The organism is Hydrogenophaga sp., assembly GCF_050250835.1.
Lineage (GTDB): Bacteria > Pseudomonadota > Gammaproteobacteria > Burkholderiales > Burkholderiaceae_C > Hydrogenophaga.
In genome coordinates this window covers 252737-268387 of the sequence record NZ_JBFWNX010000004.1, presented here as the reverse complement: position 1 = coordinate 268387, position 15651 = coordinate 252737, and the positions used below count along the sequence as shown (strand labels likewise).

14 protein-coding genes are annotated in these 15651 nt (G+C 64.7%); 10 read left to right on the top strand and 4 right to left on the bottom strand.

All coding sequences use genetic code 11. From position 1 onward, the window contains the following. Window positions 1-100: 100 nt before the first annotated feature. Window positions 101-334 (top strand): 50S ribosomal protein L28, encoded by a 234-nt coding sequence (rpmB, locus tag AB7F11_RS07945; RefSeq protein WP_056269541.1) that lies wholly within the window; start codon window positions 101-103, stop codon window positions 332-334. Between the two features lie 12 nt (window positions 335-346). Beyond that, a complete protein-coding gene (gene rpmG / locus AB7F11_RS07940) occupies window positions 347-517 on the top strand; it encodes a 50S ribosomal protein L33 (protein WP_066268084.1) in 171 nt (56 codons plus the stop codon). Window positions 518-628: 111 nt separating this feature from the next. Here rpmG and AB7F11_RS07935 read toward each other — a convergent pair whose 3' ends face one another. Both AB7F11_RS07935 and AB7F11_RS07930 read right to left on the bottom strand, forming a co-directional pair. Continuing rightward, a complete protein-coding gene (locus AB7F11_RS07935; RefSeq protein ID WP_428288121.1) occupies window positions 629-1855 on the bottom strand; it encodes a DesA family fatty acid desaturase in 1227 nt (408 codons plus the stop codon). Between the two features lie 166 nt (window positions 1856-2021). After that, the gene (locus tag AB7F11_RS07930; protein ID WP_428299871.1) at window positions 2022-3290 is read right to left on the bottom strand and encodes an RsmB/NOP family class I SAM-dependent RNA methyltransferase; all 1269 of its coding nucleotides are present in this window, start codon (window positions 3288-3290) and stop codon (window positions 2022-2024) included. Window positions 3291-3405: 115 nt separating this feature from the next. Here AB7F11_RS07930 and AB7F11_RS07925 point away from each other — a divergent pair, with 115 nt between their 5' ends. After that, the gene (locus tag AB7F11_RS07925; RefSeq protein WP_428288119.1) at window positions 3406-5025 is read left to right on the top strand and encodes a peptide chain release factor 3; all 1620 of its coding nucleotides are present in this window, start codon (window positions 3406-3408) and stop codon (window positions 5023-5025) included. Here AB7F11_RS07925 and purN read toward each other — a convergent pair whose 3' ends face one another. Further along, window positions 5026-5619 (bottom strand): phosphoribosylglycinamide formyltransferase, encoded by a 594-nt coding sequence (gene purN, locus AB7F11_RS07920; RefSeq protein ID WP_428288118.1) that lies wholly within the window; start codon window positions 5617-5619, stop codon window positions 5026-5028. It lies immediately after the preceding gene. Window positions 5620-5633: 14 nt separating this feature from the next. Between purN and AB7F11_RS07915 the strand changes: the two genes are divergently transcribed. The 4 genes from AB7F11_RS07915 (at window position 5634) to AB7F11_RS07900 (ending at window position 10202) form a co-directional block, all read left to right on the top strand. Next, complete coding sequence (locus AB7F11_RS07915; protein WP_428288117.1) at window positions 5634-6359, top strand: YceH family protein; 726 nt, start codon at window positions 5634-5636, stop codon at window positions 6357-6359. 79 nt (window positions 6360-6438) lie between these two features. Then, window positions 6439-7620 carry an acyl-CoA dehydrogenase family protein gene (locus AB7F11_RS07910; RefSeq protein ID WP_428288116.1) on the top strand — a complete coding sequence of 394 codons (1182 nt, stop codon included), beginning with the start codon at window positions 6439-6441 and terminating at the stop codon, window positions 7618-7620. A 93-nt stretch (window positions 7621-7713) separates the two neighbouring features. Beyond that, complete coding sequence (locus tag AB7F11_RS07905; RefSeq protein ID WP_428288115.1) at window positions 7714-8829, top strand: acyl-CoA dehydrogenase family protein; 1116 nt, start codon at window positions 7714-7716, stop codon at window positions 8827-8829. Next, window positions 8826-10202, top strand: a complete 1377-nt coding sequence (locus AB7F11_RS07900) for an alpha/beta fold hydrolase (RefSeq protein WP_428288114.1) — start codon at window positions 8826-8828, stop codon at window positions 10200-10202. Before AB7F11_RS07905 ends, AB7F11_RS07900 begins: the two co-directional genes overlap by 4 nt. A 14-nt stretch (window positions 10203-10216) precedes the next feature. On the opposite strand, the gene AB7F11_RS07895 is transcribed toward AB7F11_RS07900, so the two are convergent. Further along, on the bottom strand, window positions 10217-10774 hold the full coding sequence (locus AB7F11_RS07895; RefSeq protein ID WP_428288113.1) for an HNH endonuclease: 558 nt from the start codon (window positions 10772-10774) through the stop codon (window positions 10217-10219). Window positions 10775-10954: 180 nt separating this feature from the next. Between AB7F11_RS07895 and AB7F11_RS07890 the strand changes: the two genes are divergently transcribed. From AB7F11_RS07890 to lspA, 3 genes are all read left to right on the top strand, one after another. Beyond that, the gene (locus AB7F11_RS07890; protein WP_428288112.1) at window positions 10955-12019 is read left to right on the top strand and encodes a bifunctional riboflavin kinase/FAD synthetase; all 1065 of its coding nucleotides are present in this window, start codon (window positions 10955-10957) and stop codon (window positions 12017-12019) included. 116 nt (window positions 12020-12135) lie between these two features. After that, window positions 12136-15081, top strand: a complete 2946-nt coding sequence (gene ileS, locus AB7F11_RS07885) for an isoleucine--tRNA ligase (RefSeq protein WP_428288111.1) — start codon at window positions 12136-12138, stop codon at window positions 15079-15081. Next, the gene (lspA, locus tag AB7F11_RS07880) at window positions 15081-15590 is read left to right on the top strand and encodes a signal peptidase II (RefSeq protein ID WP_428288110.1); all 510 of its coding nucleotides are present in this window, start codon (window positions 15081-15083) and stop codon (window positions 15588-15590) included. The genes ileS and lspA overlap by 1 nt, the downstream gene beginning before the upstream one ends. Window positions 15591-15651: the final 61 nt, after the last annotated feature.

The following is a 15651-nucleotide window of genomic DNA, read 5'->3' as shown; positions in this document are numbered from 1 at the left end:
TTACCGCCACCCATTCCTGGCGAGGTGAGGCTGATTGGCCCAACCGGATTCACGTCCGGGCCACGGGTCTTCGGCTGTTTGAATTGATCGGAGTGTCCTCATGGCACGCGTCTGCGACGTCACGGGCAAGAAGCCCATGGTCGGGAACAATGTTTCCCACGCCAACAACAAAACCAAGCGCCGGTTCCTGCCGAACCTGCAATACCGCCGTTTCTGGGTCGAGAGCGAAAACCGTTGGGTGCGCTTGCGCGTCTCCGGCGCCGCACTTCGCCTGATCGACAAAAACGGCATTGACGCCGTGCTCGCCGACCTGCGCGCACGCGGTCAGGCTTAAGGAGTAACGCACATGGCTACCAAAGGCGCACGCGAGAAGATCAAACTGGAATCCACTGCTGGAACCGGCCACTTCTACACCACCACCAAGAACAAGAAGACCACGCCCGACAAGATGCTGATCAAGAAATTTGATCCCAAGGCACGCAAGCACGTGGACTACAAGGAAATCAAGCTCAAGTAAGGCGCCCCGAAGGGCGGTTCCTGTGGACCGGCAAAGCCGGATCCACGGACCCGGAAACAAAAAAACCCGCTGTTTTCACAGCGGGTTTTTTCATTTCCGGATGGGACCTACTCAGGCATGGGCGGAGCGCAGGCGAATCGAGAAGTCGCGCAGCGCCGCGATACCGCTTTCCTCGGCCCGCCGGCACCAAGCCTGCAGATCGGTGGCAAGTTGCTCGCGCGTGGCGTTGGTACTGGACCACAAGGCGCGCAGTTCCTCGCGCATGGTCACCATCTTGTCGAGCACCGGGTGCTCGGCGCGCACCTGCGCCAGCTGAGGTTTGACGTTGGCGGGCACCTTGTCGTCGTCGCGGTGCAGCCAGCGGCGGGCCTCCTGCAACACCGCGGCATCGCCTCGACGGCTCTGCAGGTTGTCAATTTCGCGTTTGCAGGCGGCACGCATTTCACGCGCGTAGCCTGCCATCACTTCGTAGCGGTTGGCAATGATGGCCTCCAGGGTCTTCTCATCGGCAACCGGACGCACGTCGCCATAAGCCATCTTGGGCGGCACCTTTTTAACCGAGGCCAGGCCGACCGAGCGCAGGATGCTGATGTACATCCAGCCGATGTCGAACTCGTAGGGTTTGACCGACAACTTGGCCGAGGTCGGGTAGGTGTGGTGGTTGTTGTGCAGCTCCTCGCCACCGATGAGGATGCCCCAGGGCGACACGTTGGTGCTCGCGTCGGCGGCTTCGAAGTTGCGGTAACCCCACCAGTGGCCAATGCCGTTGATGATGCCGGCTGCGGTGAGCGGGATCCAGATCATCTGGATAGCCCAGACGGTCAGGCCCAGCGCGCCAAACAAGGCGACGTCGATGATCAGCATGAGACTCACACCCAGGCGCGATTGGCCGGTGTAGAGGTGCTTCTCGATCCAGTCATTGGGCGTGTTGTGCCCGTAGCGCTCCAGGGTCTCCTGGTTCTTCGCTTCCAGACGGTACAGCTCGCTGCCTTCATAGAACACCTTCTTGATGCCGAAGACCACCGGGCTGTGCGGATCCCCCTCGTGTTCGCATTTGGCGTGGTGCTTGCGGTGGATGGCCGTCCACTCCTTGGTGACCATCCCGGTGGTCATCCAGAGCCAGAAGCGGAAGAAGTGAGAGGCGATCGGGTGCAGATCCAGAGACCGGTGGGCCTGATGGCGGTGCAGGTAGATGGTGACGCTCGCAATGGTCACATGGGCAAACACCAAGGCCACGAGGATGGCCTGCCACCAGGTGGCGCCGGTCAGACCCTGATCCAGAAATCGGACCAGACCATCCCACAGCGTAATGAAGACCTCGAAAACAGTTGAAGACATTGAGTTCCTAAAGGAGCGCCAGAAGAATTTTCAGAATGGACCTGTCCGACCTCGGACGCGGGGGCCCGGACAACCCACGGATTTTAAGGTAGGGGTGGCAATTCACCAACCCGCATGGTCCACGATGTGGAATCCGAGAGGAAAGATGCGGCGAAACCAGAGGATTTCAAACCTTTTTCCGCCAGACGGCTGCGAAGAAGCCGTCAGTTGAATGCCGATGTGGCCACAAACGCAGCCACTGACCCATATTTCCCGAGCAAAGCGAACTGGCGTCCCCGACCTGGAGCCCCTCCAGCAGATCGACCACTGGCACCATCTCGAAGTCGAGGTGAGCTGCCGAAAACGTTTGCGCCACGGCCTCGTTCTCCGCCGGGAGCAGGCTGCAGGTGGCGTACACCAGGCGTCCGCCTGGTTTGAGCAAGCGCGCCGCGCTCATCAGAATGGCCTGCTGCAGCTGCGCTTGCGAGGCCACGGTCTGAGGAGTCTGGCGCCACTTCAGATCCGGATTGCGCCGCAGGGTACCCAGGCCGGAGCAGGGTGCATCGACCAGCACCCGGTCGATCTTGCCGGTCAGCCGCTTGATGCGGTCGTCCCGCTCATGAGCGATGGCCACCGGGTGAACGTTGGACAGGCCACTGCGAGCCAGGCGCGGCTTGAGGGCATCAAGGCGGTGCCCGGACGTGTCGAAGGCGTAGAGCCGGCCGCTGTTGCGCATGGCCGCGCCGATGGCCAGTGTCTTGCCGCCCGCACCAGCGCAGAAGTCCACCACCATTTCGCCACGCTTGGCATCCAGCAACAGGGCCAGCAGTTGCGATCCCTCGTCCTGCACCTCCACGTCGCCCTGCACGAAGGCAGGCAGCTTGGCCAGGGAAGGTTTGCCCGCCAATCGAATGCCCAGCGGCGAATAAGGAGTGGTATCGGCCGTCAGACCGGCCTGGCGCAGCGAGGCCAGCGCCGCCTCGCGCTTGGTCTTGAGCAGGTTCACGCGCAGGTCCAGCGGGGCGGGCTGGTTCAGGCTGGCCGCCAGGGCGTCGAACTCATCGCCCACCTGCTCGCGCAGGGCGCTGGCCAGCCAGTCCGGCAGGTTGTGGCGGTGCTGCGCCATCAGTTCGGCGTCGGTGACGGCATCGCAATGATGGAGCCAGGTCTTTTCGGGCTCGGTGAGTGCGCTCATGAGGAAATCGCGGTCGCCCGGAAAGCCCAGGATGGCCAGTCGGCGCCACTTTGAGCCGCTGCCCGAACGCGCCAGCCACTCGAATTTGAGGCGCTCGCGCAAGGTGGCATAGACGGCGTCGGACAGGGTGGTCCGCTCGCGCGGACCCAGCGAACGGTTCTCGCGAAAACGGCGCGCAACCACAGCGTCGGCGGGGTGCTCGAATTTGAAGACCTGTTCGATCAGGGTGGCGATTTCGTCCAGCAAGGCTTTGGGGTGCATGGGACGTATTGTCCTCCGGGGTGGGCTCGCCGCCGGACCACCCCAGCGCGAGACCCGCCCCTCGGGGGCAGCACCCCGCAAGGCCGCAGAGCGTGGGGCACGATAATCAGTGGTTATGTCCGACATCGCCCAACAGGTGCGCCGCCGCCGCACCTTCGCCATCATTTCCCACCCCGACGCGGGGAAAACCACCCTCACCGAGAAGCTCCTCCTGTTTTCGGGCGCCATCAACATCGCTGGCAGCGTGAAGGCTCGCAAGGCCGCGCGCCATGCCACCAGCGACTGGATGGAGATCGAGAAGCAGCGCGGCATCTCGGTGGCGTCGTCGGTGATGCAGATGGAGTACCGCGACTGTGTGATCAATCTGCTGGACACGCCCGGCCACCAGGACTTCTCCGAGGACACCTACCGCGTGCTCACTGCCGTGGACGCCGCGTTGATGGTGATCGACGCGGGCAACGGCGTGGAGCCGCAGACGCGGCGCCTGCTGCAGGTCTGCCGCGCTCGCAACACCCCGATCCTGACCTTTGTGAACAAGATGGACCGCGAGGTGCAAGCGCCGCTGGACCTGATGGACGAGATCGAGCGCGAACTCGGCATGACGGTGGTGCCCTTCACCTGGCCAGTGGGCATGGGCAAGACGTTTCGCGGTGTGTTCGACCGGCGCACGGACCAGATGCGCGTGTTCGCGGCCGGCGAAGACCGGCGCGGCGGCGACGAGGACGTGCTCGCTGGCCTGGACAACCCGGAGAGCCTCCAGCGCTTTGGCGCCGAATTCGAACAGGCTCGCGATGAGCTGGAGCTGGTGTCCGGTGCCTCACCAGCCTTTGACGAGCAGCAGTTCCTGGCCGGCCAGCAGACGCCCATGCTGTTTGGTTCAGCGGTGAACAACTTTGGGGTGCGCGAAGTGCTCGACGCCCTGGTGGACCTGGCGCCGCCACCTGGTGATCGCCCCGCCATCCAGCGCGTGGTGCATCCCGAAGAGCCAAAGTTCAGCGGCGTGGTCTTCAAGATCCAGGCCAACATGGACCCAGCGCACCGCGATCGTATCGCCTTCGTGCGCGTGGCCAGTGGCCATTTCGAGCGCGGCATGAAGCTCAAGGTGGTGCGCTCGGGCAAAGACCTGCGTCCCAACACCGTGGTCAGCTTTCTGTCCCAGCGGCGTGAGTTGCTGGACGAAGCTTTTGCCGGCGACATCATCGGCATTCCGAACCACGGCGTGCTGCAGCTCGGCGACACGCTCACCGAGGGCGAAAGTCTGCAGTTCACCGGCCTGCCCTTCTTCGCGCCCGAAATCATCCGCAGCGTCGAGGTGGCGGACCCATTGCGCAGCAAGCAACTTCGCGCCGGCCTGACGCAGCTTGGCGAAGAAGGCGCGATCCAGGTGTTCCGCCCGGTGGCTGGCTCAGTGTTGCTGCTGGGCGCCGTGGGCCAACTGCAGTTCGAGGTGGTGGCGCACCGTCTGGAACACGAATACGGCGTGAAGGCGCGCATCATGAACAGCCCCTACCAGGTGGCGCGCTGGGTCACCTGTTCGCCCGAGGATGGTGGCGAGATCGAACTCAAACGCTTCATCGACGCCAACAGCCACCGCGTGGCACTGGACGCGGTCGACGCCCCCACACTGCTGGTGGACCATGCGGCCACCCTGCGCGCGGTGGAAGCGAACTGGCCGAAGATCAAGTTCCACGCGATGCGGGAGCACGCGGGCCTGGTGTTCGCGAAAGGCGTCTGATCAGCCTGCGGCCAGCAGCCGCTCCAGCGCGCGGGGATAGATGACGTGTTCCTGCGCCAGCACACGCGCGGCGAGCGTGTCGGCCGTGTCACCGGTCAGGACGGGCACCACCGCCTGCTCCAGGATCTCGCCGTGGTCCAGTTCGGCGGTCACGCGGTGCACCGTGGCGCCGGCAAAACGACAGCCCATGTCGATTGCGCGCTGGTGCGTCTTCAGGCCGGTGAATGCCGGCAGCAGGCTGGGATGGATGTTCACGAGACGGCCCTCGTAGTGCTGCACGAAGCCCGGTGTGAGGATGCGCATGAACCCGGCGAGCACCACGAGGGCGGGGTCGTGACGGTCGATCTCGCTCATCAGCGCCGCGTCAAAGGCCTCGCGGCTCGCGAAGCCTGCATGGTCCACCACGGCGGTGGCCAGGCCTTGCATGCCGGCCCAGGCCAGGCCAGACGCGGCGGCTTTGTTGCTGATCACGGCGACCACTCGTGCGCCATAGCGCGCGCGCCATTGCCGCGCACGCGCTGCTTCCACGATGGCCGCCATGTTCGAGCCGCCGCCAGAGATCAGAATCACGATGTTCTTGTTCACGCCAGACATGGCCCGGAAGTGTAATGACCTCAGATTCGACATACCCCCAGGCTGCTCGCCCACGCGGCCACGATTTTCAACAGCGCCCTCTCCTCAGCGTTGAAGCACGCGTGCTCGGCACCCTCATGGAGAAGGCGCGTACCGTGCCCGACAGCTACCCGCTCACGCTGAACGCGCTGGTGACTGGCTGCAACCAGAAGTCCAGTCGCGAACCGGTGATGCACCTGGCGGAAGCCCAGGTGCTGGAGGCGTTGGAAGCGCTGCGCTCGCTGCACATGGTGGTGGAGGGCAGCGGCAGCCGCGTCACGCGCTACGAACACAACTTCCCGCGCGCCGCGGGCGTGCCCGAGCAATCGGCCGTGTTGCTGGGCATGCTGATGCTGCGTGGGCCACAGACCGCCGGCGAACTGCGTCTGAACACCGAGCGCTGGTACAAATTCCTCGACCTGGCCTCGGTGGATGGTTTTCTGGAGGAGCTGCAGGACCGCAGCCCTGAAAAAGGAGGACCCCTCGTGGTGAAGTTGCCGCGAGCGCCCGGCGCCCGCGAGCAGCGCTGGACACACCTGCTGTGCGGCCCGGTCGACACCGCTGCGCTGGCCAGCAGCCCGCAGGCCAGCGCAGCCACCGAGGACGATCTGATCGCACTCACGCGCCGCCTGGCCGCACTGGAAAACACGGTGGCAGGCCTGCAGGACCAGTTGCAGAATCTGAACGAACAACTCGGCTTGTCGCAGCCCGGACAGCGGTAAAACGAACGGTCGTGCGAAACTGACGGGCGTCGATCAACTTGCCGCCACCGAACCGTGGTGGTTCTCAGGAGACAACCCCATGGATCTGGCATTCACGCCGCAAGAGCAGGCGTTTCGCGAAGACATCCGCGCCTGGGTCAAAGCCAACCTGCCCCCGGAGATTTCCCACAAGGTTCACCATGCGCTGCGCCTCACGCGTGAGGACATGCAGCGCTGGGCGAAGATCCTGGGCAAGAAGGGCTGGCTGGGCTGGGGCTGGCCCCAGGAATTTGGCGGCCCAGGCTGGAACGCGGTGCAAAAGCACCTGTTCGAAGAGGAATGTGCCCTGGCCGGTGCGCCGCGCGTGGTGCCCTTCGGACCGGTGATGGTGGCGCCGGTGATCATGGCTTTCGGCAACAAGGAGCAGCAGGAACGCTTCCTCCCTGGCATCGCCAGCGGCGAAGTCTGGTGGAGCCAGGGCTACAGCGAGCCAGGCTCGGGTTCCGACCTCGCTTCGGTGAAATGCCGCGCAGAACGCCACGGCGACAAGTACCTCGTCAACGGCCAGAAAACCTGGACCACGCTCGGCCAGTACGGCGAATGGATCTTCTGCCTGGTGCGCACCAGCAACGAAGGCAAGCCGCAGACCGGCATCTCCTTCCTGCTGATCGACATGAAGTCGCCCGGCGTCACGGTTCGGCCCATCCAGCTGCTTGACGGCGAAAGCGAGGTCAACGAGGTCTGGTTCGACAACGTCGAAGTGCCCGCCGAGAACCTGATCGGCGAGGAGAACAAGGGCTGGACCTACGCCAAGCACCTTCTCAGCCACGAGCGAACCAACATCGCCGATGTGAACCGCGCCAAACGCGAACTTGAACGCCTCAAACGCATCGCCAAGACCGAGGGAGTGTGGGAGGACACGCGTTTTCGCGATCAGATTGCCTTGCTGGAAGTCGATGTGGTGGCGCTGGAAATGCTGGTGCTGCGCGTGCTCTCGGCCGAGAAGTCCGGCAAGAATTCGCTCGACATCGCCGGCCTGCTCAAGATCAAGGGCAGCGAGATCCAGCAGCGCTACAGCGAACTCATGATGCTCGCGGCCGGCCCGTACAGCCTGCCCTTCATCGAAGAGGCCATGGAGGCCGGCTGGCAAGGCAACTTCCCAGGCGGCGTCAACGCGAACGCGCCACTGGCGTCCACCTACTTCAACATGCGCAAGACCACCATCTACGGCGGCAGCAATGAAGTGCAACGCAACATCGTCGCGCAGACGGTGCTCGGATAACTCCCCTTCGGGCTGAGCCTGTCGAAGCCCTCACACGAACATTGCACAAGCCCTTCGACTGGCTCAGGGCGAACGGATACGCTGGAGACACACATGGACTTCGATTTTTCCGATGACCAGAGCGCGCTGCGCGACGCAGTTCAGAAATGGGTGGAGAAGGGCTACGACTTCGAGCGTCGCCGCGCCATCGTGCGGGCCGGTGGTTTCGATCGCAAGGCCTATGGCGAACTCGCCGAACTCGGTCTTACCGGTCTCTACGTGAGTGAAAACGACGGCGGCATGAACATGGGGCCTGTCGAAGGCATGGTGGTGATGGAGGAGCTCGGACGCGGCATCGTGCTCGAACCGCTGGCGCAGGCACTGATCGCATCCGGCCTGCTCGAGGGCTATGCTCCGGCCGACCTGAAGACCGCCTGGCTGCCGCGCGTGGCCTCGGGCGAGGCGCTGGTGGTACTGGCGCATCAAGAGCGCAAGGCGCGCTACCGGCTCGACGTGTGCACCACGCGAGCCACGAAAAGCATGAGCGGCTGGACGCTCTCGGGTGCCAAGCACATGGTGCCCGTGGCCGATCAAGCCGATGCGTTCATCGTGCCCGCCACGGCCGATGGCAAGCTGGCGCTGTTCCTCGTGGAGCGCGGAGCCAGCGGCTCGAGCGCCACCGGCTATCTCACGCAGGATGGTGGCCGAGCCGGCGACCTGACACTGCAGGACAGCCCGGCCCAGCTCATCACCTCCGACGGCCTGGCCGCGCTGGAGCACGGTGTGGACATCGGCATCGCTGCCATCTGCGCCGAGGCGGTGGGCGTGCTGGACAGGACGCTGGCGATCACGGTCGAGTACATGAACACGCGCAAACAGTTCGGCGTGGCCATCGCCACGTTCCAGGCGCTGCGCCACCGCGTGGCCGACATGAAGATGCAACTCGAACTGGCCCGTTCCATGAGCTACTACGCCAGCCTCAAGCTCAATGCGCCCGCCACTGAACGCCGCGCCGCCCTGGCGCGGGCCAAGGTCCAGCTGGGCACGGCCATGCGCTTTGTCGGCCAGCAAGCGGTGCAGCTGCACGGCGGCATCGGCGTGACCGACGAGTACATCGTCAGCCACTACTTCAAAAAGCTCACACAGCTGGAGATGACCTTCGGCGACACCTTGCACCACCTGGGCGAAGTGTCCAGCCGGATGCAGGACACGGCGGGCGTGTTTGCGTGATGAACCGTCGCACCCTCCTGGCACTGGTCGGCAGCGGCCTGTTGCTCGCGGCCTGCGCCAGCACGCCCAACGCCACCGTACGGCAGCCAATCGTTTTTGTGCACGGCAACGGAGACTCGGCCTCCATCTGGCAGACCACCGTGTGGCGCTTCGAGGCCAACGGCTGGCCGCGCGATCGCCTGCACGCCATAGACCTGCCCTACCCGCTCGCGCGCGACGACGACGCCAAGGCCCAGCCAGGCCGCACGTCCACCGGCGAGCACATGGCCTTTCTGAAAACAGAGGTGGAGAAGGTCATGAAGGCCACTGGCGCTGGCCAGGTGGTGCTGGTGGCCAACTCGCGCGGCGGGTACGCGGTGCGCAACTACATCCAGAACGGCGGCGGCGACAAGACCGTGAGCCACGCGGTGCTGGGCGGCGTGCCCAACCACGGCGTCTGGGCCGTCAAGGGCTTTCGCGAAGCCAATGAATTCGCGGGCACCGGCCCCTTCCTGACCGCGCTGAACGCGCCGAAGAACGCCACAGGCGACGAGGTGAGTGGCCCGGTGAAATGGCTCACCCTCCGCTCGGACAACAACGACAAGTTCGCGCAGCCCGATGGTCTGTGGATCGGTGCAAAGGGAACACCCACGAACGTGACCTTTGATGGTCCGGCGCTCAAGGGCGCGCAAAACGTGGTGCTGCCGCGCGTGGACCACCGCGAGACCGCTTTTTCGGCTGGCGCCTTTGACGCAACCTGGCGCTTCATCACCGGCCAGGCACCCCAGACCACGGCGATTTCCGAACAGGCCCAGCCGGTGCTCAACGGCAAGGTCACCGGCCTCGGGCTGTCTTCGACCGACCCTGCCTCGGGCACCTACTCGAACAACCTGCCGCTGCCGGGGGCATACCTCGAGGTGTACGCCACCGACCCGGCGACGGGTGAACGTCGTGGCGCGGCAGTGCACCGAAAGACCGTGGGCGCCGACGGCGTTTGGGGACCGTTCATGGCGCAGGCCGGTGTGCCCTACGAATTCGTGATCAGCGCACCGGGTTATGCCATCACCCACATCTACCGCAGCCCTTTCCCGCGCAGCAGCGAACTCATTCACCTGCGCGCAGAGCGCCTAGCGGCGTCCGACAAGGACAGCAAGTCCGTCGTCACGCTTACGCGACCACGCGGCTACTTCGACGCCGGGCGCGACCGAATGGCGTTTGACGGCAAGGCGTTGCCCGGCGTGCCGCCCACGGGCGCTGGCGTGTCCAGTTCGAAGATCAAACAGATGGAAGACGCCGTTCGCCCGATTTCGGCGGAATTCAACGGCGAAAAAATCACGGGCCGGACGTGGCCTGCAGCCGACAACCACCTCGTGGTGCTTGAACTGACCTATTGAGCCACTGCTCGACCTCAGGCGTGCAGCCGAGAGGTTTTGGGCAGGTGGGACATCAAGAACTCCATCTGATCGGCCAGGATGCGCCGGTTGCGCAGGATGAAGTCCTCCCACAGGCTGGGCACGTAAGGAGCGTAGAGAAGCCCCATGTTGGCCTGCTCGGGCGTGCGGTTGCCCTTGCGGTGGTTGCAGGAACGGCAGGCCGTGACCACGTTCATCCACAGGTCGCGCCCGTTCTGCCCCAGTGGCACGATGTGCTCGCGGGTGAGCTCGTCTTCATGGAAATGGTCGCCGCAGTAGGCGCAGACGTTGCGATCACGCGCAAACAGCTTGCTGTTGGTCAGCGTCGGGCGCAGATCGAATGGGTTGATGCGTGGCACGCCCTGGGTGCCGATGATGGAATTGACGTTGATGATGGACTGGCGCCCGGTCACCGCGTTGTGCCCGCCATGGAACACCGCGATCTCTGCCCCCATCTCCCAGCGCACTTCGTCCGCGGCGTAATGCAGCACGGCTTCTTCCAGGCTGATCCACGACTGTGGCAAGCCTTGCGCGGAGAGTTTCAAGACCTTCAAGACGGGCTCCTTCTATCGAACAAGTCAACAGGAAGGGCGGCTCCGCAGGGAGCCGTCCGGCGCCAGCAGGCGGTGCGACGGGCGCATATGATCGTGCATCAATATAGCAAGACTTTGTGAGCGGGCCTCGGCAGCGGGCGCATAAGCCACAGTCGCCAGCCCCCGACACCCCTTGATGGCATGAAAATCTTTCGCGGTTTGCGCTCCCACAACGCCGGTCCACCGGGCTGCGCCCTGACCATCGGCAACTTCGACGGTGTGCACCGAGGCCATCAGGCCATGTTGGCGCTGCTCAACAACGAAGCCCAGCACCGTGGCGTGCCAAGCTGTGTCATGACATTCGAGCCGCATCCGCGCGACTATTTCGCCGCCCTGCACCACAAGCCCGAACTGGCGCCCGCCCGCATTGCCACGCTGCGCGACAAGCTCCAGGAACTCGATCGTTGCGGCGTCGACGAGTGCGTGGTGCTGCCCTTCAATGCGAAGCTCGCCAGTCAGCCAGCACAGGCCTTCATCGAAGACACGCTGGTTCGTGCGCTCGGCGTGCGCTACGTCCTGGTGGGGGACGATTTCCGCTTTGGCGCCCAGCGCGCGGGCGACTACGCCATGCTTGACGCGGCAGGCACCCGGCAAGGATTCGACGTCGCCCGCATGCAGAGCTACGAGGTGCACGGCCTGCGCGTCTCCAGTTCGGCGGTGCGCGAGGCCCTGGGCGCCGGCCGAATGGACGACGTGGCCGCGCTGCTGGGCCGGCCGTACAGCATCAGTGGCCATGTGGTGCACGGTCGCAAGCTGGGCCGCCGGCTGGCCGAGAGCGCTCCCGGGCGAGGCGACGGCTTTCGCACCCTCAACCTGCGCTTTTCACACTGGAAGCCCGCTGCCAGCGGTATCTTCGCCGTGCTGGTGCATGGGCTCGGCCCCACCCCCGCGTCACCCCCCCTGCCCGGCGTGGCAAACCTCGGTGTGCGGCCTTCACTCGACCCGGACGACATCAATGGCGGGCGCGTGCTGCTGGAAACCCATTGCCTCCAATGGCCCGACGCCCTGGCCCGCAGCCTGCCGGGCGGTGAGGCCTACGGTAAAATCGTGCGCGTGGAACTGCTGCACAAACTGCACGACGAACTGAAATACGACGGCCTCGACGCCCTGACCCAAGGCATCGCTCGAGACTGCGACGACGCGCGCGCCTATTTCGCGTCGCTGCACACCCAGACCCACCGGCAGACCACCCGCGACCGAATTTAACGACCTGTCCGTCCGGTCGCCGCCCTTCGACAGGCTCAGGGCGAACGGTTTCCAGCCTCCCACCTCTCCCTCCCCGTTCGGGCTGAGCTTGTCGAAGCCACCACGGAAATCCGGTCATGTCCGACACCACCACCCCCACCGACTACCGAAGCACACTCAACCTGCCTGACACGCCTTTCCCCATGCGCGGCGACCTGCCCAAGCGGGAGCCGGGCTGGGTCAAGGCCTGGAAGGACGAAGGCCTGTACCAGCGGCTGCGCGTGGCCCGCGCCGGTGCACCGCTGTTCGTGCTGCATGACGGCCCGCCGTATGCCAACGGCAAGCTGCACATCGGCCATGCGCTGAACAAGATCCTCAAGGACATGATCGTCAAGAGCCGCCAGCTCGCCGGTTTCGATGCGCAATACATCCCCGGCTGGGACTGCCACGGCCTGCCGATCGAAAACGCGATCGAGAAGCTGCATGGCCGCAACCTCAGCCGAGACGACATGCAGGCCAAGAGCCGCGCCTTCGCCACGGAGCAGATCGACCAGCAACGTGAAGACTTCCGCAGGCTGGGCGTGCTCGGCGACTGGGAGCGCCCCTACCGCACCATGGACCCGGCCAACGAGGCAGGCGAGATCCGCGCTTTCAAGCGCGTGATCGAGCGCGGCTTCGTCTACCGGGGTTTGAAGCCGGTCTACTGGTGCTTCGACTGCGGCTCGTCGCTGGCCGAATTCGAGATCGAGTACGCCGACAAGAAGAGCGAGACGCTGGACGTGGCGTTCGAAGCCGATGAACCGGCGAAGGTTTATGCCGCGTTCTCAAGTTTGCCCGTTCGGTCTGAGCCTGTCCTTCGACAAGCTCAGGATGATCGGGGTCCAAGCACTTCGACAAGCTCCGTGCGAACGGATGGTGTCAAGCCGGTTTTCGCCGTCATCTGGACCACCACCGCCTGGACCATCCCGGCCAACCAGGCGCTCAATGCCCACCCGGATTTCACCTACGCCCTGGTCGACACGCCCAAGGGCTGCCTGGTGCTGGCCGAGACCCTGGTCGAGAAATGCCTGGAGCGTTTCGGCCTTTCCGGCACGGTGCTCGCCACTGCGTCCGGCAAGGCTTTGGGCGGCCTGAATTTCCGCCACCCGCTGTTCGACGTGGACCCCGGCTACCGCCGCCTCTCGCCAGTGTTCCTGGCCGACTACGTGAGCGATGCCGACGGCACCGGCCTCGTGCATTCGTCACCCGCCTACGGCCTGGACGACTTCAACTCCTGCACCGCGCACGGCATGAAGGTCGAGGACATCCTCAACCCGGTGCAGGGCAACGGCGCCTATGCGCCTGACTTCCCGCTGTTCGGTGGCCTGCACATCTGGAAAGCCGTGCCGGTCATCCTGGAAGCGCTGAAGAACGCCGGGCGCCTGATGGCCACGCAGACCATCACCCACAGCTACCCGCACTGCTGGCGCCACAAGACACCGGTGATCTACCGTGCCGCCGCGCAGTGGTTTGTGCGCATGGACGAAGGCGTGGGCGTGTTCACCAAAGACAAGGCGCCCAAGACGCTGCGCCAGACTGCGCTGGACGCGATCGAGCAGACCCGGTTTTTCCCGGCCAACGGCAAGGCGCGCCTGCACGACATGATCGCCAACCGCCCCGACTGGTGCATCTCGCGCCAGCGAAGCTGGGGCGTGCCCATCCCGTTCTTCTTGCACAAGGACAGCGGCGAGCTCCACCCGCGCACCATGGAGATCCTCGACCAGGCAGCCGCCATCGTGGAACTGGGCGGCATCGAGGCCTGGAGCCGCGTCACTGCCGAAGAAATCCTGGGCGCAGACGACGCGAAGCACTACACCAAGAGCACCGACATCCTGGAGGTGTGGTTCGACTCGGGCTCAACCTTCCAGCATGTGTTGCGCGGCAGCCATGCCCAGGCATACGACCGCCTGCCCTACCACGAACAGGGCTCCGAGGCCGACCTGTACCTCGAAGGCCACGACCAGCACCGAGGCTGGTTCCACAGCTCGCTGTTGCTGGGCTGCGCACTCTACGACCGAGCGCCCTATCGCGGCATTCTCACGCACGGCTTCAACGTCGACGGGCAGGGCCGCAAAATGAGCAAGTCGCTGGGCAACGTGATTGAAATCGAGACCTTTGCGAAGGACCCGGGCGCCGAGATCGCGCGCCTGTGGGTGGCCTCGACCGACTATTCCGGCGACCCGCCGATGGACAAGAAAGTCATTGCCCGCGTGACCGACGCGTACCGCCGCATCCGCAACACCTTGCGCTTCCTGCTGGCCAACGTGAGTGACTTCGATCCAGCCAGGGACGCGGTGCCCTTCGAGCAATTGCTGGAAGTGGATCGGTATGCGCTGTCGCGCGCGGCGCAGTTGCAGGCTGAGGTGCTGGCGCACTACGAGGTGTACGAATTTCACCCCGTGGTCTCCAGGCTGCAGGTGTACTGCTCCGAAGATCTCGGCGCGTTTTACCTCGACGTGCTCAAGGACCGCCTCTACACCACCGCGCCCAGGAGCCTGGCACGCCGCAGCGCACAGACCGCCCTGCACCAGATCACCCACGCCATGCTGCGCTGGATGGCTCCCTTCCTGAGCTTCACGGCCGAGGAAGCCTGGCCGGTGCTGGCGGGCGCGCAAAGCCGGGGTTCGATCTTCTTCGAGACCTTTGCCAAGCTGCCCGTGCCCGATCAGGCCTTGCTGGACAAATGGGAAGACATCCATCAGCTTCGCGATCTGGCCAACAAAAAAATCGAGGAACAGCGCGCAGAAGGCCTGATTGGTTCTTCGCTGCAGGCAGAACTGACCATCCGCTTGAGTGAACCGGGCTTCAGTGAACTGGCGTCGCTGGGCGAAGACCTGAAGTTTGTCTTCATCGTGTCCAAGGTGACGCTCGCGTGCGTTGAAGGTGAAGGCGTCGCAATGGAAGTGGCACCCGCCACCGCCTCCAAGTGCGAGCGCTGCTGGCACTACCGAGACGACGTGGGCGCCGACGCCGCGCACCCCACGCTGTGCGGTCGCTGCACCAGCAACCTGTATGGCGCGGGTGAAACTCGCGTCGCGGCTTGATGACCCGCGCCTCAAACGCTGGCATCGGGCCCTGGCTGGGTCTGGCTGCACTCCTGCTGGTGGTGGACCAGGGCACCAAGCAGGTGATCCTGTCCAGCTACCAGCTCGGCGACACCACCTACGTCACCAGCTTCTTCAACATCGTGCGCGCACACAACACCGGCGCGGCGTTTTCCTTTCTGGCCGAGGCGGGTGGCTGGCAGCGCTGGTTCTTCACCGCCGTGGGCGTGGCGGCGTCCGTGTTCATCGTCTGGATGCTGCGCTCACACCCTGGCCAGAAACTGTTTGCCTTTGCACTCGCCTGCATCCTGGGCGGCGCATTGGGCAACGTGATCGACCGCCTGGTACATGGCTATGTGGTGGATTTCCTGGACTTCCACTGGCGCGTGCTGAACGGCATGTTCCCCGGTGGCCATTTTCCGGCGTTCAATGTGGCGGACACGGCCATCAGCGTGGGGGCGGTGGCGCTGATCCTCGACGAAATCCTGCGCCTGCGTCGAAGCCGCTGACGCTTCTGCCTGATCCGCGAGTCCGCGCTGGCAACACGCGTCATCGGCGACGCGTATAGTT